19 protein-coding genes and 1 tRNA gene are annotated in these 20440 nt (G+C 63.7%); 6 read left to right on the forward strand and 14 right to left on the reverse strand.

Going from position 1 to position 20440, the window contains the following annotated elements; all coding sequences use genetic code 11:
• Positions 1–163: 163 nt before the first annotated feature.
• Both BLT96_RS08990 and tadA read right to left on the reverse strand, forming a co-directional pair.
• A complete protein-coding gene (locus BLT96_RS08990) occupies positions 164–1144 on the reverse strand; it encodes a threonine ammonia-lyase (RefSeq protein WP_090863702.1) in 981 nt (326 codons plus the stop codon).
• Between the two features lie 86 nt (positions 1145–1230).
• The gene (gene tadA / locus BLT96_RS08995) at positions 1231–1788 is read right to left on the reverse strand and encodes a tRNA adenosine(34) deaminase TadA (RefSeq protein ID WP_256324469.1); all 558 of its coding nucleotides are present in this window, start codon (positions 1786–1788) and stop codon (positions 1231–1233) included.
• 59 nt (positions 1789–1847) lie between these two features.
• On the opposite strand from tadA, the gene BLT96_RS09000 reads away from it, so the two are divergent.
• Positions 1848–1937: transfer RNA gene (locus tag BLT96_RS09000), tRNA-Ser, on the forward strand.
• 114 nt (positions 1938–2051) lie between these two features.
• Here BLT96_RS09000 and BLT96_RS09005 read toward each other — a convergent pair.
• From BLT96_RS09005 to BLT96_RS09025, 5 genes are all read right to left on the reverse strand, one after another.
• Positions 2052–3011 carry a transketolase family protein gene (locus BLT96_RS09005; RefSeq protein ID WP_090863704.1) on the reverse strand — a complete coding sequence of 320 codons (960 nt, stop codon included), beginning with the start codon at positions 3009–3011 and terminating at the stop codon, positions 2052–2054.
• Positions 3011–3865, reverse strand: coding sequence for a transketolase (locus tag BLT96_RS09010; protein ID WP_172825004.1), 855 nt, complete (start codon positions 3863–3865; stop codon positions 3011–3013). The genes BLT96_RS09005 and BLT96_RS09010 overlap by 1 nt, the downstream gene beginning before the upstream one ends.
• A gap of 66 nt (positions 3866–3931) precedes the next feature.
• Positions 3932–4213, reverse strand: coding sequence for a PTS sugar transporter subunit IIB (locus BLT96_RS09015; protein WP_090845388.1), 282 nt, complete (start codon positions 4211–4213; stop codon positions 3932–3934).
• Between the two features lie 210 nt (positions 4214–4423).
• Positions 4424–5854 carry a PTS ascorbate transporter subunit IIC gene (locus BLT96_RS09020; protein ID WP_090845386.1) on the reverse strand — a complete coding sequence of 477 codons (1431 nt, stop codon included), beginning with the start codon at positions 5852–5854 and terminating at the stop codon, positions 4424–4426.
• 61 nt (positions 5855–5915) lie between these two features.
• A complete protein-coding gene (locus BLT96_RS09025) occupies positions 5916–6371 on the reverse strand; it encodes a PTS sugar transporter subunit IIA (RefSeq protein WP_229769713.1) in 456 nt (151 codons plus the stop codon).
• A gap of 253 nt (positions 6372–6624) precedes the next feature.
• Between BLT96_RS09025 and BLT96_RS09030 the strand changes: the two genes are divergently transcribed.
• A complete protein-coding gene (locus BLT96_RS09030; protein ID WP_090863706.1) occupies positions 6625–7443 on the forward strand; it encodes a DeoR/GlpR family DNA-binding transcription regulator in 819 nt (272 codons plus the stop codon).
• A gap of 94 nt (positions 7444–7537) precedes the next feature.
• Here BLT96_RS09030 and BLT96_RS09035 read toward each other — a convergent pair whose 3' ends face one another.
• On the reverse strand, positions 7538–8215 hold the full coding sequence (locus BLT96_RS09035) for a transaldolase family protein (RefSeq protein WP_090845382.1): 678 nt from the start codon (positions 8213–8215) through the stop codon (positions 7538–7540).
• Positions 8216–8412: 197 nt separating this feature from the next.
• Between BLT96_RS09035 and BLT96_RS09040 the strand changes: the two genes are divergently transcribed.
• From BLT96_RS09040 to BLT96_RS09055, 4 genes are all read left to right on the forward strand, one after another.
• A complete protein-coding gene (locus tag BLT96_RS09040; protein WP_090863708.1) occupies positions 8413–9168 on the forward strand; it encodes a DeoR/GlpR family DNA-binding transcription regulator in 756 nt (251 codons plus the stop codon).
• Between the two features lie 127 nt (positions 9169–9295).
• Complete coding sequence (locus tag BLT96_RS09045; RefSeq protein WP_090863710.1) at positions 9296–9847, forward strand: LemA family protein; 552 nt, start codon at positions 9296–9298, stop codon at positions 9845–9847.
• Positions 9848–10174: 327 nt separating this feature from the next.
• Positions 10175–12016, forward strand: a complete 1842-nt coding sequence (locus tag BLT96_RS09050; RefSeq protein ID WP_090863712.1) for a magnesium transporter MgtE N-terminal domain-containing protein — start codon at positions 10175–10177, stop codon at positions 12014–12016.
• 1 nt (position 12017) lies between these two features.
• Positions 12018–13265: an Nramp family divalent metal transporter gene (locus tag BLT96_RS09055; protein ID WP_090863714.1), complete on the forward strand. Its 1248-nt coding sequence runs from the start codon at positions 12018–12020 to the stop codon at positions 13263–13265.
• A gap of 130 nt (positions 13266–13395) precedes the next feature.
• Here BLT96_RS09055 and BLT96_RS09060 read toward each other — a convergent pair whose 3' ends face one another.
• The 6 genes from BLT96_RS09060 to asnA form a co-directional block, all read right to left on the reverse strand.
• Entirely contained in the window at positions 13396–14484 is a 1089-nt protein-coding gene (locus tag BLT96_RS09060; RefSeq protein WP_090863716.1) for a PRC-barrel domain-containing protein, read from the reverse strand.
• A gap of 111 nt (positions 14485–14595) precedes the next feature.
• Entirely contained in the window at positions 14596–15039 is a 444-nt protein-coding gene (locus BLT96_RS09065) for a YtxH domain-containing protein (protein WP_090845556.1), read from the reverse strand.
• A gap of 107 nt (positions 15040–15146) precedes the next feature.
• Positions 15147–16343 carry a cyanophycin synthetase family protein gene (locus BLT96_RS09070; RefSeq protein WP_090863718.1) on the reverse strand — a complete coding sequence of 399 codons (1197 nt, stop codon included), beginning with the start codon at positions 16341–16343 and terminating at the stop codon, positions 15147–15149.
• A gap of 118 nt (positions 16344–16461) precedes the next feature.
• A complete protein-coding gene (locus BLT96_RS09075) occupies positions 16462–17826 on the reverse strand; it encodes a hemolysin family protein (protein WP_090863720.1) in 1365 nt (454 codons plus the stop codon).
• Between the two features lie 237 nt (positions 17827–18063).
• Positions 18064–19251 carry an FprA family A-type flavoprotein gene (locus BLT96_RS09080; protein WP_090863722.1) on the reverse strand — a complete coding sequence of 396 codons (1188 nt, stop codon included), beginning with the start codon at positions 19249–19251 and terminating at the stop codon, positions 18064–18066.
• Positions 19252–19372: 121 nt separating this feature from the next.
• Positions 19373–20374: an aspartate--ammonia ligase gene (gene asnA, locus BLT96_RS09085; RefSeq protein WP_090863724.1), complete on the reverse strand. Its 1002-nt coding sequence runs from the start codon at positions 20372–20374 to the stop codon at positions 19373–19375.
• Between the last annotated feature and the right edge of the window lie 66 nt (positions 20375–20440).

Genomic DNA, 20440 nt, shown 5'->3' on the forward strand with positions numbered 1-20440 from the left:
ACTTTTACACGGTCTCGAACAGCCACGTATGTGTCATCCGATAATTTTCGGTAAGCGCATGCATATTTAATGGAGATTGCTGAAAGACAGGCCATGCCAGCGCATTTCTGGCATCAGTTTGCAGCAACCCAAAGTCTTGGGACTTGTCACGCGCGACCTGGTGCTACTCCTCAAAGTCCCCCGCGAGCACGCTCGTAAGAATGTTGATGTCCAGGTTGCCGCCGCTGATCACCAGCGCCACGTTCTTGCCGCCCACGCGCTCCGGGAACTCGCGCACCGCGGCCACCACCATGGCGCTCCCCGCCTCGACGGAAAGCTGCTCGCGCTCGATCATGAACTTGAACGCGGAGCGGATGCTCTTCTCGCTCACCACCACGATATCGTCTATCAGGCTCGGCAGCATGTCGAAGGCTATCTCGCCTACGCCGCCCACGATGGCCTCGCACACCGTGTCGCCCTCCGTCGGGAAGCGGCTGTAGCACACGTTGTCGCGGATGGAGTCAACCATCGCGGGGCATGCGGCCGTCTGCACGCCAACGATGCGCACGCTGGGCTTGACGGACTTTGCGGCCACGGCGATTCCCGTGCACAGCCCGCCGCCGCCAATGGGCACCACGATCGTGTCGACGTCCGGGTTCTGCTCCATGATCTCGAGGCCGATGGTCCCCTGGCCCGCGTACACGCGCGTGTCGTGCTCAAACGGGTCCACATAGAACATCTCTGCACGGTCGATGTAGTTGATGCCCAGCGTCAGGGCATCGTCGTAGTCCGCGCCCAGCATCATCGAGCGCGCGCCATAGAAGCGGATGCGGTCCGTCTTCGCGTGCGGCGTGCCCAGCGGCACCACCACGGAGCAGTCCGGGATGCCCAGCACGTGGGCCGCGATGGCCACCGCCACACCGTGGTTTCCGGTCGAGACCGTGCCCACGCCGTGACGCTTCTCGTAGTCGGACAGCTGCGAAATGGTGTTCAGCGCCCCGCGAATCTTGAAGCTCTTGCCCAGCTGCTGGCTCTCGAGCTTGAACTGGTAGTTGCGGTCCGCATAGTCAAGGTAGATGGACTGCTCAAGTGGCGTCACGCGTGCCCACGGGCGGATCCTCTCGCGCGCCGCACGCACATCCTGCGCATTAAACCACTCTTTCATCCATTCCCCTTCGTCGCGCACGCAAAGCTAAAAGAAAGATAGCTGATATCCGAGAAGAACGAAACCTCTGGTGCCGCAGAACGTGCCTATTGTTCGCCAGCGGACGAATCGCGGCCCGCGGTGCCGGCACCCGCCAAACGTGCGGCCGCCTTTCTCGCCGCGCGCTTCGCTCGGAAGAACTCGCGCAGCACCAATGCGCACTCCCCCTGCAGCACGCCGGACGTCACCTGGAACTCGTGGTTCAGCCGCGGATCGTGGCTCACGTCGTACAGCGTCCCCAGCGCGCCTCCCTTTGGGTCCGGCGCGCCATACACGCAGCGGTCCACGCGCGCGTTCACCATGAGCCCGGCGCACATGAGGCACGGCTCCAGCGTCACGTACACGGTGCAACCCGTCAGGCGCCAGCGCCCCAGCGCGCGCGACGCGTCCACCATCGCCTTGAACTCCGCGTGGGCGGAGGGGTCCTCGTCCAGCTCGCGGCGGTTGTGGGCGCGCGCCACCACGCGCCCGTCGCACACGACGACGGCGCCTATGGGCACCTCGTCCTCCGCGGCCGCCGCGCGGGCCTCGTCAAGCGCCAGCCGCATGAAGGCCTCGTCCAGAGCACCGGCCTCTGCCGCAGGCGCCACGTCCTTCTCGTCCACCACCGCATCCTCGCTTACGTTTTCGAACCTTATGCGTTAGGATATATCCACTTGACCACGGAGGGATGGCAGAGTGGTTGAATGCAGCGGTCTTGAAAACCGCCGTGCGGGTTCCCGTACCGAGGGTTCGAATCCCTCTCCCTCCGCCATTGTCACACCGCCCGGCATGGCCGGGCTTTTGCAATGGGGCGCCGTCCACCGCGGACGACGCCCCATTTTCTCTTGCATATGCCTTGCGCCATGCGGGCACAGGGAAAAGCCGCCTAGGCGAGAAGAGCCTTCACGGTCTGTTCAAGGTCGGCCGCGGTCAGCTTGAACTCCTTCTGCAGCCAGTCCATGGTGCCCACCTGGCCGAAGCTCTCGACGACGCCGTGACGCTTGAACGGCACGGATACGCCGGCCTCCATGAGCGCGGACGCGCATGCGTCGCCCAGGCCGCCAATGACGCCGTGGTTCTCGAACGTGACGACGGCCTTCTTGCCGGTAGCCTCGCTCAGAAGCAGGTCGACATCGAGCGGCTTCACGCAGAACATGTCGATGACCTCGGTGGAGATACCCTGCTCGTCCAGGGACTTCGCGGCCTCCATAGCGTCTTTCAGCAACTGGCCCTGCGAGACGACGAGTACGTCGGAACCCTGCTTGATGACGTTGCCCTTGCCAAGCTCGAAGGTCGAGCCCTCCGCATACACCTTGAACGACGCCTTGCGGCCGGCGCGCACGTAGTTGATACCGGGGGTCTTCGCGAACTCGCGGACGATCCAGGCCATCTGGACGGGGTCAGCGGCATCGCACACGACGGACCCGGGGATGGTGCGCATGAGCGCCATGTCCTCCCAGGTGGTGTGAGTGCCACCGTTTGCGCCCACCGTGAATCCAGGATCGGAGCCCCAGATGTTGATGGTGTTGTGCGCGTAGCCGCCGGACAGGTAGACCTGGTCGAAGGCGCGGCGCGTCGCGAACGGACCAAAGGTGTGCACGAAGGGAATCAGGCCCTCGGAGCTCATGCCCGCCGCGGTGCCCATCATGTCCTGCTCGGAGATGCCCATCTCGACGAAGTGTCCAGGGCACTCCTTCTGGATCTTGAGCGTGCCTGAGGCGCCGCCAAGATCAGCCTCGAGCATGTACACCCTGTCGTCATTCTTGATGACATCGATGAGGGTGTTGTTGAAGGCGTCGCGATACGGGGTGCCTGCGGCACCGAAGTCCTCTGCGAGCTTGAACATTACGCCTCACCCCCTTCGATCTCCTCGTTGAGCTTCTTGATCGCCTCGTCGGTCGCGGCGTTAATCTCGTCGTTGTTCCACTTCATGGAGTGGTTGGACTCGGTCTCCTCGAAGTAGGGGATGCCCGCGCCCTTCACGGTGTCGAGGACGATGCAGTTGGCGGACTTCTTGTTCTGCTTCGCCTCGGTGATGGCGGCGTCCACGGCGACGATGTCCTGGCCATCAACCCTCTGAGTGTTGAAGCCGAATGCGCGCATCTTCTCGGCGATGTCGAACGGGTTCATGACGTCCTTCGTCCAGCCGTCGAGCTGGCGCTTGTTGTCGTCAATGAACACGATGAGGTTGTGCAGTTTGTTCGCCGCGGCAAACTGGAAGGACTCCCAGCACTGGCCCTCGTTGAGCTCGCCGTCGCCCACGAACAGGTACGTGTAGGCGTCAGAGCCCTTCTTGTCGAGCGCGAGGGCGATGCCCACGGCCTCGGAGGTACCCTGGCCGAGCGAACCCGTGGTGGCGTCGATGCCCGGGGTCTTCAGGCGGTCGGTGTGGGACGGAAGCCTCGTGCCGCCGTCGTTCAGGGTGTACAGCCACTCGGTCGGGAAGAAGCCGACCTCGGCAAGGGTGGAGTATGCCACGGGACCGGCATGGCCCTTGGACAGGACGATGCGGTCGCGCTCCTCCCACTTCGGATTCTTGGGATCATACTTCATCTGTTTGCCATAGAGGACCGCGTAGGCCTCGACCAGCGAGAGGGACCCACCGACGTGGCCGTAGCCGCGGTGCTGGAGCATCGCGACTACGTCGCGGCGCACCTTGGCCGCCAGCAGCTTGATGTCGTTGTACTGCTTTTCTTCCACTTTCACTCCTTATGCTCTTCTCATAAAACGGCCAGGCGCCTTGGGTGCCTGGCCTTGAAAGCGTCGCTATCCGAGGTGGGCCTTAAGCTTCTCCTCGAGCTCGTTCTTGTCGAGGATGTTCTTGAGGATGATCTTCTTGTCGTCGGGGATGTTGTTGACGAAGTCTGCGAGGTCGCCGCCCACGACGAACAGGTCCGCAGCGCCCTCGTGAATGTCAGAGATCGTGGAGTGGTCGACCTCGATCTCGGGGTGGCCGAGCTTCTTGACGACCTCCTCGGTGTTCATGTGGACAATGAGGCTGGAGCCCAGACCAGATCCGCAGCAGCACAGAATCTTGTGGATAGCCATCTTGCATTCTCCTTTTTGGAAACCTTCGCCGCCCCTGTGGCAACGAAATGGATTTGAAACCTATCTTACCCGTTGCGGCCACGATGACGAACAGCCGTCAACTGACGCCATCGAGCCACCGCAAAGCGCGAAAAAGAGGCCGGAGACCTGAGGTCCCCGGCCCTGAAAGCTCGCAAGAGCTAGAGACGCTTTACCGAACCCACCGGCAGGCTACGCCTCCTTGGCCTCCTTCTTGGGAGCCACGAAGTTGTAGATGATCGGCAGCAGGTAGAGCACGACGCAGATGATGACCAGGACGGCGCCACCGGCGAAGTGTACGAGGTTGCCGAACACGATACCGAGCCAGGAGAAGTCGGCGTCGGAGAAGGTGGTTCCGGTGTAGCCGAGGTTCGTGAAGACGGGCATGCAGACTGCGGGAAGGAAGGTGATGAGCAGGCCGTGTGCGAACGCGCCCGCAATGCAGCCCTTCAGGCCACCCTCGGCGTTGCCGAAGACGCCTGCGGTAGCACCGCAGAAGAAGTGAGGAACGACGCCGGGGAGGATGAGGGCAACGGGGATCGCGGCGTTGACGCCCACGAGGATGAGCAGGCCAACGATGCCGCCGACGAACGAGGACAGGAAGCCGATGATAACGGCGTTGGGTGCGTAGGTGAAGGCGACGGGGCAGTCCAGGGCGGGCTTCGCGCCAGGGACGAGCTTGTCAGCGATGCCCTTGAAGGCGGGGACGATCTCGCCGATGATCAGACGGACGCCGGACAGGATGATGTAGACGCCACCAGAGAAGGACAGGCCAGCAGTGATGCACCAGACAATCCAGTTCGTCGTGGTCTCCTGGTTGTAGTTCAGGAGGACGCCAAGGTGGGAGTAGGCCTCGTTCGTGGGGTCGACGTTGAGGATGCCACGGGCAACGGCAACGCCAGTCACGATGAGGAACAGGAAGAACATGGTGATGCCGATGGAGACGGTGGTGTCACGCAGGAAGATGAGACGCTTGGAGAAGTTGATCTCCTCGGTGCTCTTGCGGTTGGGGTCCTTCGCGAAGAGCTTGCCGATCACGCCCGCGAACCAGTAGCCGATGCCACCAAAGTGGCCGAGCGCGATAGCGTCGCCACCGGTCACCTTACGATAGGTAACCTGGCAGTAGGCCGGGGACAGCACCATGATGAGGCCAAGGATGCTGCCAGCCGCGATCCACAGCGCGGGACCGGTCAGACCGCCGGCGCCACCGAGGATGACGGTGAGCATGCAGGCCATGTACAGGGTGTGGTGACCGGTCAGGAAGATGTACGGCATACGGGAGAAGCGCGCGAGGACGATGTTGAGAACCATGCCGCAGGCCATGACAATGGCGGAGTCGGAACCAAAGTTCTTCAACGCGTCGGCGACGACCGCCTCGTTGTTGGGAACGACGCCCTGCATGTTGAAGGCGTAGTTGAAGACCTGACCGAAGGCCAGCAGCGAATCCGACTGCAGGAACGAAGAGCCTGCGCCAAGAACCAGGAAGCCCACGATGGTCTTGATGGTACCCTTGAGCACGTCCTCCGCCGGCTTGCCCTGAAGGACAAGGCCGAGAAGGGCGAGCAGGCCGACAAGGATTGCCGGCGTAGACAGAATGTTGACAATAAAACCAAGTACTGCCATGATTCCCCCTTTTTAACTCGTACTTACTTACAGTCCCTACACCAACTCCCAGCCGTCCTCGTTATGCAGCAGGGAAATTGACGAACAGGCTATAGACGTCGTCCGCCGTCTCGGCGGTTGCGACCTTCTCGATGTTCGCTGGGTCCGCGAACATGCTGGCCAGAATCCTCATGACGTCGATGTGCGAGTCAGAGTCCTCCGCGGCCAGGGTGACGAGCACGCGGCACGGCTCGCCCTTCTTGAACTCGACGCCCTTGCGGACGACGGTAACGGCAAGCTGCTTCTTGATCGCGCCCTGCTCGGGACGCGCGTGCAGCAGCGCCAGGTCGGGAACCAGGACGAAGTAGGGGCCAAGCTCCTTGGCGTTCTGGATAATCCCGTCGATGTACTCGGGCTTCACATAGCCACCGTCGACGAGCGGCTGTACCGCCACGTGGACGGAATCCTCCCAGTCCTTGCAAGAGTCGACGATCTGAACGTTCTCGCGCTTGAGCATGTCCGACATAGTGAGCGCCATGTGAACTCCTTCGTTTCCGTGTGGACGAAATTTGAAGGCATCATAATTCTTTGTAAGCCAATTTCATTTCATCCTGCACGTTTCTTAGAACGTCCATATTCTATTCCAGTTTTTTCCAGATTTGCAACTAAGTTTTTCCAGTTTCTTCTGCTTGTTCCAATTTTGTTCCAGCTTTAAGCTGTTAGTGTCGTCTTTGTGTCTCTGGCGGGCGGCACGTTACCATTCATAGGGCTTCCAGAGAGGCAGGTGTCCCTTGTTCCGAGGCGAGCGTCGCGCAAAGATTCTTGACCTTCTCGACCAGTATGGTCGGGTCGAGGTCGATGACCTCGCGTCTCGCTTTGGCGTTGGGATGGACAGCATCCGCAAGGACCTGCAGGCACTTGCGAAGGAAGGCAAGTGCAACCGCGTGTACGGCGGCGCCACGCGCATTGGCGAGAAGGACGAGCCCCCTTCCCCGCAGCCCGCTCGCAGCGCCACGCAAAGCGCCGTGCCCCAGATGCCCTCTGTCCCGCTAAGCGCGGAGGATGCCGGCAGGCTGGCCGTCGCAAAGAGGGCCTACCTCGAGATTCACGACGGCGACTCCATCTTCCTCGACATCTCGCGCACGAACACCTTCCTCGCCGACCTCATCGCCCGCGGCGACAAGCAGGTCATCGTCACCACCAACATGATCGAGGTGCTACAGAAGCTCTCGAACCTGAAGCACGTCACGGCCCTCGGCACGGGCGGCTACCTCAACGTTCAGCTCAACGGCTTCGTCGGCGACACCACCATCAGCATGCTCGAGCCGCTGCTCTTCTCGAAGGCATTCATCGGAGCCAGCGGCGTCAACCTGGACCTCGCGGCAGTCACCTGCAACAACATCGACAGCGGCTCCGTAAAGGAGCGCGTCATCCATAACGCGTCCTACAAGTTCCTCCTTGCGGACGCAAGAAAGTTCCAGGTCAAGGGCCTGTTCCGCTTCGCCTCGCTCAAAGACTTCTCCGCCGTCGTCACGGACTCCAAAGACCCTGCCGTGCTCGACTCGCTCCGCCGCATGGGCATACCCACGTACCGCTCGCTCCCCCTGTAGCGTCCGCGGCGAGAAGAACGGGGGTCCGCGCTCGGCAGACCCCCGTTGGCGACACTCTTATATATGTGCGCGCCGACGCGGCGCCCGGCGGCCCTTACGCGCGAAGCGTCGTGCGCCCGTAAGCCTTCTGCCAGTTGGCAGTGAACTCATCCACCGCGATCTTCACGCCGGGGTGGCCAATCATGTTGTACGCCACGTCCACCGGCAGCGTCACTGCCTGCATGCCTGCCGCGATCAGCGCGTGCACCTGGTCCGTGTTCTTGAACGAGGCGCCAAGCACCTTGGTCTTGGAGTTCTGCATCGCGAGCATGTCCACCAGGTCGCAGACGTCTTGCATGCCGCCGCCGTAGTTGCACATACGGTTGACGTAGGGCGCAAGGTACTCCGCGCCGTTGTGCGCCGCCATGAACCCGGCGTCCGCGCTGTAAATCGAGGTCGCCAGGCACTGGATGCCCTCAGACTCCAGCTGCTTGATGGCCTTGAGGCCGTTGTGGCTCACGGGAATCTTCGGGCACATGTTCTTAGGCCTGAGCGATGCGATGAAGTGCGCCTCGTCCAGGATGCCCTGCAGGTCCGTGGAAACCACCTGCATGAAGATCTTCTGCTCCGGGGTGAAGTAGTCGATTATCTTCTGGACGGCAACCAGTGGGTCCTCGCCGGTCTTCGCAAGGATGCTTGGGTTCGTCGTCACGCCCTGCACGTTCAGGATCTGGTCCAGCTCCTTAATCGCATCGATGTCAGCGGTGTCAAGGTAGAGCTCGAAGTCGTCCATGGGGCCCTCTCTTTCATTCGTCTTACGGTCTGACCACGTTTACAGCCTCATTCTATATTGCTTGCAATTGCTGCGCGTTAGCTTTCAGGGTTGATTTTCGTATAGCTTTACCTGCGTTTTTCTCACTCGTTCCTTCATTTCTGCTATCTTTTATCTGCACATGTTTATCGTTTTCTATTGTTTTTTATCGAGGTGCCATGTTCGCGCGAGAAAGGCAGGACGCCATCGTCGCACTCGTTTCGCAGCACGGGCGCGTCACGGTGTCGGAGCTTGCGGAAAACTTCCTCGTCACGCCGGACTGCATCCGCAAGGACCTGCGTCGGCTTGACGGGGAGGGCATGCTGCGGCGCGTGTACGGCGGCGCCACCAGCATCGCAACCGCCCCGGAGCACGACCTGCGAGGTCGTCTGAGCGTGCGGCTCGAGCAGAAGCGCGCCATCGCGCTCAAGGCGTACGAGCAGATCGTCGACGGCGAGACCATCTTCATCGACATCTCCACCACGACGCTCGCGCTCGCCCGCCTGCTGGCACAGAGCCACAGGCACTGCGTCGTGGTCTCAAACGGAATCGACGCGCTTCAGGCGCTCTGCGCAAACGAGGGGCTCACGGTCATAGGCACCGGCGGCAACGTCAACCGCGAGTTCAACGGGTTTCTGGGCGCGGCAACCCTCGCGATGCTCGAGCCCATCAGCTTTGACAAGGCGTTCTTTGGCGCACTTGGGATAGACCTCGCGCAAGGCTCCGTGAGCACCTTTGACATGGACGACCGCCTGGTGAAGCAGACGGTCATGCGCAACTCCGCGCATCGCTTCCTCCTGGCAGACAGCAGCAAGTTTGGCGTGCGGGGCACCCACCGCTACGCAAGCCCCTCAGATTTTGACGCCGTGTTTATGGAGAGGGAAGATCCCAAGCTCAGAGGCCTTGCAAAGGCCAAGGGCGCACGCTTGGCGTAGCGCCTGGCCATGCTTCTGCGCGCCATGCGCGCCCCCTTGCCGAAGACGATTTCCCGCTCGCAAGACCAACGCGACCACTCTGGGTATACTCTGCCTACAGACCAACCTCCCACAGGAAGGACGCCTTATGCCGCTTGCCATTGTCATCATTGCGATCGTGGTCGTGCTTGCGCTCTGGTTCATCTCGCTTTACAACGGGATCGTCCAGAAGGACAACCGCTGCGATAACGCCTGGCAGACCATCGACGCCCAGCTGCAGCGCAGGAACGACCTCATCCCCAACCTGGTGGAGACCGTGAAGGGCTATGCCTCGCACGAGTCCAAGACGCTCGAGGCCGTGACGCAGGCACGCTCCGCCGTCATGAACGCAACCACGCCCGAGGGCAAGATGGAGGCCTCCAACATCCTGAGCGGCACCCTGAAGTCGCTGTTTGCCGTGGCCGAGGCGTACCCCGACCTCAAGGCAAACACCAACTTCCAGCAGCTGCAGGCAGAGCTCTCCGAGACGGAGAACAAGATTGTCTACGCGCGTCAGAGCTTCAACGACTGCGTGCTGGAATACAACAACGCGATCGAGACCTTCCCCGGCAACATCGTGGCCGGCTCAAAGTTCAAGACGCGCCAGGGCTTCGAGGTGACGGACGCCTCCGTTCGCCAGGCGCCGCAGGTCAAGTTCTAGCGTCGCAGGCGCAGCAAGCTTTCCCCAAGGGGAGAAGAGCGAGCCGTCGTGGCCGTTCTTCTCCCCTTTTTCGCACGCGGTTTTGTGCACCTTGCATTCTGCTTGCGCTACCGTTGCAGAAACCTGCCCGTTCGCGTGTACAATACGTACGGTTTTCATGGCTCGCCCTCGGGCGGGCGCATCTGCAGTCTACGAGAAGGGTCTTTGATGAAACCTCGACCTCACAGTCGATGACCCTCGGGCGTGCCCAGTTGGTGGCGCCGGAGGGTGGTTCTGGAGTCGCCGCGCCGCGCTTCCGGCGCGTTGCATACCAACTAAGGAGCACGCATGATCTATCTGTCCCAGATGCTGGGAAATCCCGTTTACGACCTCGACGGCGAGAAGATCGGCAAGGTCAACGACCTTGGCATCGCCACGGGCGAGGTGTTTCCGCGCGTGACGGCGCTTGCCGTGGAGGGCCCCGGCAAGACGCCGCTCATGATCAGCTGGCGCAAGTACGTGGACTCGTTCGACGACGACAAGGTTCAGCTGAAGGTGGTCGCGACCGACATTAGGTTCTCGTACCTGCAGCCGAACGAGGTCCTCGTGGCGCGAGACCTCCTGAACAAGCAGATCGTCGATACGCGCGGCCTGCGCGTCGTGCGCGTGAACGACTTGAAGCTGAGCGACACGAGCTCTTCTCAGCTGCGCCTGCTGGGCGCGGAGGTGGGCGTCCGCGGGCTGCTGCGCTCGCTGTCGCCCGGGTTCGAGCGCGTGGTGCTGAAGATATCGCGCGCGCTGGGAAAGCCCATCCCCGAGAAGATCATCGCCTGGAACTACATGGACCTGCTGGACAGGGACCTTTCCAACGTGAAGCTGTCCGTATCGCACAAGACGCTGGACGACATGCACCCCGCGGACATCGCGGACATCCTGGAGCGACTTGACCCGCGCCTGCGCGGCCAGGTGTTTGCGCAGCTGGACGACGAGCAGGCCAGCGAGACGATGGCCGAGTTCGACGACGATGCCATGGCCGCCGAGATCATGGGCGACATGGAGGAGACCGACGCGTCGCGCATGCTGTCCGAGATGGACCCGGACGACGCGGCCGAGCTTGTGAGCGAGCTGGACTACGACAAAGCCGAGAAGCTGCTGCGCCTGATGGGCGTGAAGGAGCAGAAGGCCATTCGCCAGCTGCTGGGATACCGCGAGGACACCGCGGGGCGCATCATGACGTCCGAGGTGGTGTCGCTTCCGGAGGACGCGACCGCGGCGGACGCCGTCGAGAAGCTCCGCAACCTGGAAGACGACTTCGAGACCGTCTACTACATCTATCTGACGGATGACGAGGGCCGCCTTTCCGGCGTCGTAACGCTGAAGGCGCTCGCGATCGCGAACCCCACGGACCGGCTTTCCGCCATCGCGATCGACGACGACCTCATCACCGCGAGTCCGGACGAGGACCAGGAGGACGTGGCGGAGGACATAGCAAAGTACAACCTGGTGGCGCTACCCGTCGTGGACGACAACAAGCGCCTGCTGGGCATCGTGACCGTAGACGACGCGCTCGACGTGCTGGAGGACGAGCACGCGGAGGACCTGCGCATCGCCGGCGCCACCACGAGCGACTCCGACGACCACCGCAGCCTCGAGGGCCTGGTCTGGCTCATGCGCAACGAGGCGTGGTTCTTCTTCTGGATGCTGGGCGCAGCCGCGCTGGCCGCGTTCTTCTCGCCCACCTTGGGAGCCGCGAACGCGCTGTTGCTGACGACGTCGCTGCCCGTGGCCGTGATTGCTGCGAGCGATGCGGCCAGCTACGCGACGAGCTCGTTCTTGGAATACGACCCCGACGACGAGGACGCGCCGTCCACCCTGGGCTTCGTGCTGAAGGGGCTGGGGCTGGGCATCGTGTTCTCCGCGCTGGTGGGCCTTGTGGGAATGGCGCTCGCCACGAACGTGCTTGGCAACGCCGTGGGAGCGCTCGCCGCGACGTCCAAGGGCGTGAGCGCCGCCGTCGTGAGCATCCTGATATCTTTCATCAGCATTCCCGTCTATCTCGCGGTGTTGAGGAAACGCGACGAGAAGAACCTGGAGACCTCGGGCATGACGCTTTCCCTGGTCGCCATGACCATCGCACTCGTGGTGTTTGCAGTTGTCTGCTGCATCCTTTTGGGCGTCTGGGGCGCATAGCATGGCGGGCAAGACGGACGCGCGCAGGAAGGCGCAGCTGGCAGCCATACTCGCGTCCATGGGGCCGGGACTCCTGACCGCGTTTGCGGGAAACGACGCCGGCGGCATCGCGACGTACTCCACCACGGGCGCAACCTACGGGCTTGGCATGATCTGGACCGTTCCCATCATGTGCCTGCTGCTCATCGTGGTGCAGGAGACCGCGGCCCGCATGGGCTGCGCCACGGGAAAGGGCTTCGCGTCGCTCATTCGCGAGCGCTTTGGCGTGCGCGTGAGCGCCGTGGCGATGCTCTCGCTTATTGTGTCGAACTTTGCCGTCACGCTTTCCGAGTTTGCGGGCATCGCCTCTGGCATGCAGCTGTTTGGCGTTCCCCTGCAGGTGAGCGTGCCCGTAAGCGCCATCGTGACGTGGATGCTCGCCATGAGCGGCTCGTATCGTAGGATAGAAAAGGTGCTCCTTGCGCTGAGCTGCGTCTTTCTGACCTACATTGCGGCTGGCTTCCTGGCGAAGCCGGACTGGCTCACCGCGCTGCACGACACCGTGGTACCCAGTTTCTCGAGCGACCCGCATTACGTGTCGCTTCTGGTGGCGAACATCGGCACCACTATCTCGCCGTACATGATCTTCATGGTCTCGAGCAACGTGGTGGAGAAGAACCTGGACGCGAGCGACATCCCCGGCCAGCGCGTGGACAACGTCTCGGGCGCGGTCGCGGCAGAGATCGTTACGTGGTTCATCATCCTCACCACGGGAACGGTCCTGTTTCCCGCGGGAATCAAGATCGAAACCGCCGCGGACGCCGCGAAGGCGCTTGTGCCGCTCGCGGGGCAGTACTCGTCTCTCCTGTTTGCGATTGGCCTGGTAGGGGCCTCGTTCCTCGCGGCATGCGTGCTGCCGGGCATCACCGCGAGCGCAGTGTGCGAGGCGTTTGGCTGGGAGCGTGGCGCGGACCGCACGTGGCGCGAGGCGCCGGTCTACCGCGGCATCATCACGGCCATCACCATACTTTCCGCCGTCATCATCATGATTCCCAACGTGAGCCTGTTTGGCATCATGATGGTTTCGCAGGTCATCAACGGCGTGATGCTGCCCATCCTGCTGGCATGCATGGTGTTTATCGCAAGCGACCGCCACGTGATGCGCGGACACGCAAACGGGCGCGCGTGGAACGTCCTGACCTGGCTCACGATCGTGGCGGTGACCGTGTTCACCATCGTCATGTTCGTGCTGCAGGCACTGGGGTTCTAGCAGGCGACCCAACAGCGTTCTTCGGCAAAGGCAGAGGCCAGTAGGAGGCCTTCTGCAGGCGTAGGAGCAACAATACGGGCGGGTGCGTCTTCGCACTCGCCCGTCGCTTGTTACAGGCTCTTGCCGCCTGCTACTTGCTGGCCTTCTTGTACTCGTCCATGAACGATCCGAACATGCTGCCCATCTTGCCCAGCTCTTTGCCGACGGCACGTGCCGCGGCATCGGAGGTGGACTTCTTCTTGGCAGCGGTCTTCACGGGCGCCTTCTTTGCCGCTGGCTTGCCTGCGCAAGCCTGCTTTGCGGGCCGCGGCTTTGTGGCCGCCTGCGCGGCAGGGGTCGTGTCGGCAGCGGGGGTCGCGTTCTTCTCGCCGGCCGGCGCATACGTCTTGACGGAATCCGCGCGCCGCTCGCGTTCGCCTTGCGACATGCGCAGCGTCGCGGGCTCGCTGGGGGCAGAGACGCTCACGTCCGCCGCCCGCCTTGCGGGAAGCTGCTCCTGCGACGCCTCTTCCTGCGCGGAATCGGCACGGACGTCGTCGATGGCGCGCTTCGCTTTGCCAAGTGCGCGCCCGAGCGCGAACGAGCCCTTGTCCACGGCGACGGACGCGGCGGCGCCGGCCTTCTGGGCAGTCTTCTTACCAGCTACCTTTGCCTTTGCGTAGCCCTCGCCCGCGACGGCGGCAGCACCGCCACTGAGCTTGAGGCTGGCTGCCTTGGGGTCGACGATCATGTAGCCCTTGCTGTAGCCACGTACCATGTCCGCGGGAATCTCGAGCGATCCAACGAGCGACTGCGCAACGCCGCCGTCGCCCACGCAGAACTTCTGCACCCTGCCCGACTGCGCGTCGAACACGGCGTTGTTGACGTAGCCAAGGTCCTTGCCGTCCGACGTGCGGGCGTCCATGCCCGTCCACATGATGCACGCGTCCCAGTCGATCCCAAGGCGCTCGCAGGCGCGATCGTCCACGCCGTCGCGCTCGTCCGTAAGCAGGAGGCCCCTCTCGATCACGCCAAACGCGTCGCGCGCCATGAAGAAGTCCGGACGCTTGACCATGCCGACGACGTCCGGGCGCTTGACGGTGAAGCCCACGACGCTCATGCCATCCGGCGAGAACACCGCCATGTGGACCTTCCCGAGCTTGGAGTACTTCTCCTCGCCCTTGCGGGTCTTCTTGCTCTTGAACACCTTGAGACCGACGACGTCTGCGACGCGAAGCATCGAACCAACCTCCATGAGCGCTACCCCCGGGCGGGCGCTGCGCCCTAATGCAACGGGCGTGGTGCAGGGTGCGCACCACGCCCGACTTCCTGTACGTCTGGACGAGAAAGACTACTCCTCGGTGTTGCCGTCCACGACCTCTACGTGGACGCCCTCCGCCTGAGTCTCGCCCGCGGGAGTGGCGGCGTCGCTTGCGGAGACGACCTTGTCTGCCGCGGAGTTGACGACGTCCTGCACCTGGGAGGACGTGGTTGTCACGGCGTCGGACAGCGAATCACGAAGCTGCTCCATGCGCTCGCGCGCGAGGTCGACCTTCGCGCGGAGCTCGTCGGCCGTGACGTCCATGCCGGGACGAGAGCCGATCTTCTCGCTCACCACGCGGGAGCCGCGCTCGTAGGAGTCGACCGCGGTGTCCCAGGCGTCGTTCATGGCGTCCGCCGCCATGGCCCTGCTCTCCGCACCGGAGCGCGGCGCCAGCAGGATGCCCGCTACCACGCCAGCTGCCGCACCAAGAATGCCGCCCGCAACGAATCCAAATGCGCCCTTTGCGCTCATGTCGTCCTCCTTCAGAACCTGGCACGCGCCAGTCATCCTACTATCCAAACGAGCCTTGCACTACCGCACACGTGGTGACCGTAGGACGCCGCCTGCGCAGGTTTTCTCTATCGTACCCTTTGGGGACCGGGAATATGCCCCTCGCTCCCCGAAGTGTCCGCCGCGTCGGGTAGCGGCTCCGCGTTGGTAGGTGCCGCCGGCCGCTCGGGCTCGTCCTCCCACGGGGCCGCGTAGCGGGGTTCGGGTTCGAGCTCGGGCTCCGGCTCGGGCTCAGGCGCGGACTCCGACGTTGCGGTTGCGTCCTTCTCGCCCGCGGCGGGCGCAGGGGCATCGGCCTCGGGCTCTGCCTGCGGCTCGGGCGCGACGTCCTTCGGCTGCCACTCGATGACGGCGGCGTCAGGCAGGTCGCGCGAGGCCTGCACGGCCTCCGGCGACTCGCGGCCCTCATCCGGCATGAGCACGGTGGTGCGGCGCTCGGCCTCGCGGGCGACCTCCTCGAACAGGCGGTCCTCCTCCGCGCGGCGGGCGGCCTCCGCAGCCTCCTCCTGCTCGCGACGGGCACGCTCCTCCTCCTGGCGCGCGGCCTCCTGCGCTGCACGCGCCTCCTCCTCGGCACGACGGCGCTCCTCCTCGAGCCTCGCGCGCTCGCGGGCACGCTCCTCCGCACGCTCGCGGGCCGCAGCCTCCGCCTCGGAGCGCGCGACCTCGATCTCCTCCTCGCGCTGGGCAATCTCCTGCTCGCGCATGGCGAGCGCCTCCTGGTACTCGCGCTGGACATCGGCCAGGATCTCGCCCTTGACCTTCTCCTTGTAAGAGGTGCCCGGCTCGTCACCAAGCGACGCAACAAGGTTCCTGAGGCCGTCAACCGTTGCGTCCACGTCAGGCACGGGGTCGCCGCCGTCCGTGTACGCCCAGTCCAGAATCCACACCGCGCTCAGCAGCGCCGCAACGGTGAGCACGTCGTCCTTGCAGGAGATCTCCACGTCAAAGCTGCGCGGGTCGCCCTCGATGGGGAACGTACGACCAGACGTGATATCGCCCGCGATGTCCGTCTGGGCAAGGAGCTCAACGGTAACGTGCTCCAGCAGGTGCGCGAGCTCGGTGTTGCCCATGCAAGCCTTGAACGTGTCGCCGGCGTCGCCCAGGCAGGCGTGCTCGATGATGTGCGGAAGCAGCCGATAGACGCGCGTGGTGCCCTGCAGGTCCTCGCTCGTCATGAGCGGGGCGCCGTCCGCCATGCGCACGCGCGCCGTGAGGTTCTCTGGCCCAATCTCTACGCGCTGGATGTCCATGAGCTGTGCCATCGGGTTTGACCTTCCGCCTGTATTCACTCGAACGTGACTCTCATTGTAGTAAAACTGGCGCGCGGCACGCGGGTCTTGCGTGTAGCTGCGCAAAAGGCGCCACGTTTGTGGCCGGGCGTCAGTCGGACGTGGTCGCGTCCTTCTCGCCCTTGGCGCGGCGCGCGTCCTTTGCGTCCTTTGCGTCGTCCGCGGGCTCCTGCTTGGGCTCCGGCGCCGTCACACGCAGCATGGCCAGGCGGCGGCCGCGCATGGACTGCACGCGGAACGTGTAGCCGTCCTTGTGGAACACGTCGCCGGGGCGCGGCAGCTTGTCCGCAAGCTCAAGAACGAAGCCGGCTATCGTCTCGTACTCCTCGCTGTCCTCGATGGGCCAGCCCAGCTCGATGGCGTCGTCGATGGAGAACCTGCCGTCCACGAGCCACTCCCTGTCGGAAAGCTGCGTCAGGTACTTGTTGTCCGGGTCGAACTCGTCCTCGATCTCGCCCACGACCTCCTCCACGATGTCCTCCACCGTGATGATGCCGGCCGTGCCGCCGTACTCGTCCACCACGATGACCATCTGGTCGTGCGCGGTCTGCATCTCGGACAGAAGCGGGATGATGTCCTTCGTGTCGGGCACGTAGTCCGCCTCGCGCATGTGGCGAACGATGGGCTCGTCCTTCGCGCCGTTCAGGATGGGGTCGATGATGTCCTTGATGTGCGCGATGCCCACCACGCGGTCCACGGAGCGGTGGTAGATGGGCAGGCGAGAATAGCCGGTGCGGCGCATCACGTCCAGGGCCTCCCCCAGCGTGGCCGTGTCCTCGATGAGCGTCATGTCCACGCGCGGCACCATGACCTCGCGCGCGATGGCGTCGCCCAGGTCGATGACGTCGTGGATCATGGACTTCTCTTGGTCCGTCAGCTCGTCGGAGTCCGTCACCATGTAGCGGATCTCGTCCTCGGACACGTCCTGCCGGTCCTCCGGGCTCTTCACGTGCATGAGCCTCGCGAGGCCGTTCGCGCTTGCGCCCGTGAGCCAGACCAGCGGCCGCGCGACCCTCGCGAACCCGCCGATGGGACCGGCCACGCTCTTCGAGACCTTCTCGGCCTCGCTCATGGCGATGCGCTTTGGCACGAGCTCGCCCACCACGATGGAGAAGTACGAGACAATCAGCGTGATGAGCACCGTGGCCAGCGCGTTTGCGCCGCCCGTAGACATGCCGAACCCCTCGAGCCACCCCGCGAGCGGTCCGGAGAGGTTCGTCGCGGCAAACGCGGACGAGAAGAACCCGACGAGCGTGATCGCAACCTGAATCGCGGCGAGGAAGCCCGTGGGGTCGTCGATGACCTCCGCGGCCTTGGCCGCCTTTGGGTCGCCCTCCTCGGCTTCGTGGTCCAGAAGCACCTTCTTCGCCGTCGAAAGCGCCATCTCGGACATCGAGAAGTATCCGTTGACCAGTGTGAGCAGGAACGTGACGATAATCGAGAGTGCTATGTCCATGCGCGTCCGCGCAACCTCCTAGCCAGATGCCAAGCGCCGCCGGATGCGGCGCGGTGCGGCTTGGGCCGCAGTAGTGACAATTCTACCCGAGCCGCATCCGCGCAGAGGCCGTTATCCGCATTGCACGCGAGGGAACGCTGCGTATTTGCGGCGAATTCCCACAACGGGCGGCATCCGCGTCGCGGAAGCCGCCCGTCACTTCAGCCATGCACGGTCAATCCAGTCTCGGCCGCCCGCCTACTTCGCCAGGTCCACGATCTTCTGACGCAGATCGTCCAAGTAGGCCTGGTCGGGAATCCAGTTGCAGGCCAGGGTGCCGAGCGGCAGGTCGAAGCCCACGCCCTCAAGCTCGGACGCGATGCTCTTCGGGCCAAGCGGCGCCCAGCCGTAGCTGCCAAACGGGATGCCCACGCGGCCCTCGTTCTTGGGCGAGAGGCCCTTCATGTACGTCAGCAGCTCCGCCATCGGAGGCATCATCTGGCTGTTCAGCGTGGGAGAGCCCATGGCCACGTACTTGCAGTCCAGGAACTCCTCCATCACGTCGGAAATGTGAGTGCACTTCACGTCCATCAGGCGCACCGGGACGCCGGCCGCCAGAAAGCCGTCGGCAATCGCGTGGGCCATCTTGTCCGTAGAGCCCCACATGGAGTCGTACGCCACCAGCGCCTTCTCCTCCAGCTTGCCAGAGGTGTACACGTTCTCGTACGCGTCCAGGATGTCCGCCACGTGGCTGCGCCAGCACACGCCGTGCGCGGGCGCGATGATGTCGATGGCGTCCGGGCCGAGCTTGCGCACGGCCTTCACGGCGTTCGTGGCCTGCATGCGGTACGGCTGCACAATGTTCGCGTAGTACTTACGGGCCTGCTTCATGACCTCGCCCAGGTCATTCTCGTCGTCAAAGCGCGTCGAGCTCGCAAAGTGCTGGCCAAACGCGTCGTTCGAGAACAGGATCTTGTCGTAGGCGTCGTACGTGACCATGTTGTCCGGCCAGTGCACCATGGGCGTCTGCACAAACGTCAGCGTGCGCTTGCCGATCTCGAGCGTGTCGCCGGTCTTCACGCCCTCGAAGCCAAGGTCGTGGTAGTGCGCGGTCAGGCCCTTCACACCCTGCGGCGCGGACGCCAGGATCCGCACGTTCGGGTTCAGCTCCTTGATGGTCGGCACGTTGCCGGAGTGGTCCATCTCGACGTGGTTGCACACCAAGATGTCGATCTTCGACGGGTCGATGACGCTCGAGATCCTGGCAAGCAGCTCGTCCTTGAACGTGATCTTCGCCGTGTCGATCAGCGTGACCTTCTCGTCCAGAATCAGGTACGCGTTGTACGTGATGCCGTCCTCGGTGCTGTAGCCGTGGAAGCTGCGGGCATTCCAATCGACGGCGCCGACCCAATAGACGTCGGGCTTTATCCTAACTGCGCTTAGCATGGGAGACCCCTCTCGTTTGCGAGTGCGCCCTCGTTGTCGTGCAAGACGCACCTCGTCGCCTAGACAGCAAGATGATACGACATCTGGCGCGTCGCGCATCGGGCGAGAAAAGCCGCCGCCGCTACAGCAACATGACCCCCGCCGCCTCGCACGCGCCCACCGTCTGATCGTCCCAGATCGAGGCCTGCACCTCACCCACGTGGGCCTTCGCAAGAAGCAGCATGCACAGGCGGCTCTGGCCGATGCCCCCGCCTATGGTGTACGGCAGCTCACCGGCCAAGAGCGCCTTGTGGAACGGCAGTTCGCGCCTGTCGTCGCAGCCCGCAAGCGTCAGCTGGCGGTCCAGCGACTCCGGGCTCACGCGGATGCCCATGGAGCTCACCTCGAGCGCGCGACCGAGCGTCTCGTCCCAGAACAGCAGGTCGCCGTTCAGGTCCCAGTCGTCGTAGTCCGGCGCGCGGCCGTCGTGCGGCTTCCCGCTGCGCAGCTTGCCGCCGATCCCACGCACGAACGTCGTGTGGTGCTCGCGCACGAAGCGCTGCTCGCGCTCCTCGGGCGCGAGGTCCGGGTACAGGTCCTCCAGCTCCTGGGCGCCCACAAACGTCACGTCGCGCTCAAGCTCGACGTCCAGCTGGGGGTACGCCCACTTCAGCTCGTCCAGCGTCCCGCATATAGCCGTCACGATGCGGCGCACCACGGATTCTAGGTACTCCGGCGTGCGCTGGTCAACGTCGATGACCTTCTCCCAGTCCCACTGGTCCACGTAGATGGAGTGCAGGTTGTCCAGCTCCTCGTCGCGGCGAATGGCGTTCATGTCGCACACGATGCCCTTGCCCACCTTGAAGTCGTAGCGCTTGAGCGCCACGCGCTTCCACTTCGCCAGCGACTGTACCACCTCGGCGTCCTTGCCGATGGCGGGCACGTCAAAGCGCACGGGCCGCTCCACGCCGTTCAGGTTGTCGTTCACGCCCGTAGCGGGGTCAACCACCAGAGGCGCGGTCACGCGCACCAGGTGCAGCGCGGCGCACAGCTTCGCCAGGAAGATGTGCTTGATGCGCTCGATGGCGCGCTGGGTGTCGTAGGTGTCCAGCTCGGACGAGTAGCCGGCGGGAATCTCGGTCATGGGCCCTCCTTCGTAGTCGCTCGTGAGCGCATGGTACCCCAGCGGGCAAGAAGTGCGCCCGCCGCA

The organism is Parafannyhessea umbonata (assembly GCF_900105025.1).
Lineage (GTDB): Bacteria > Actinomycetota > Coriobacteriia > Coriobacteriales > Atopobiaceae > Parafannyhessea > Parafannyhessea umbonata.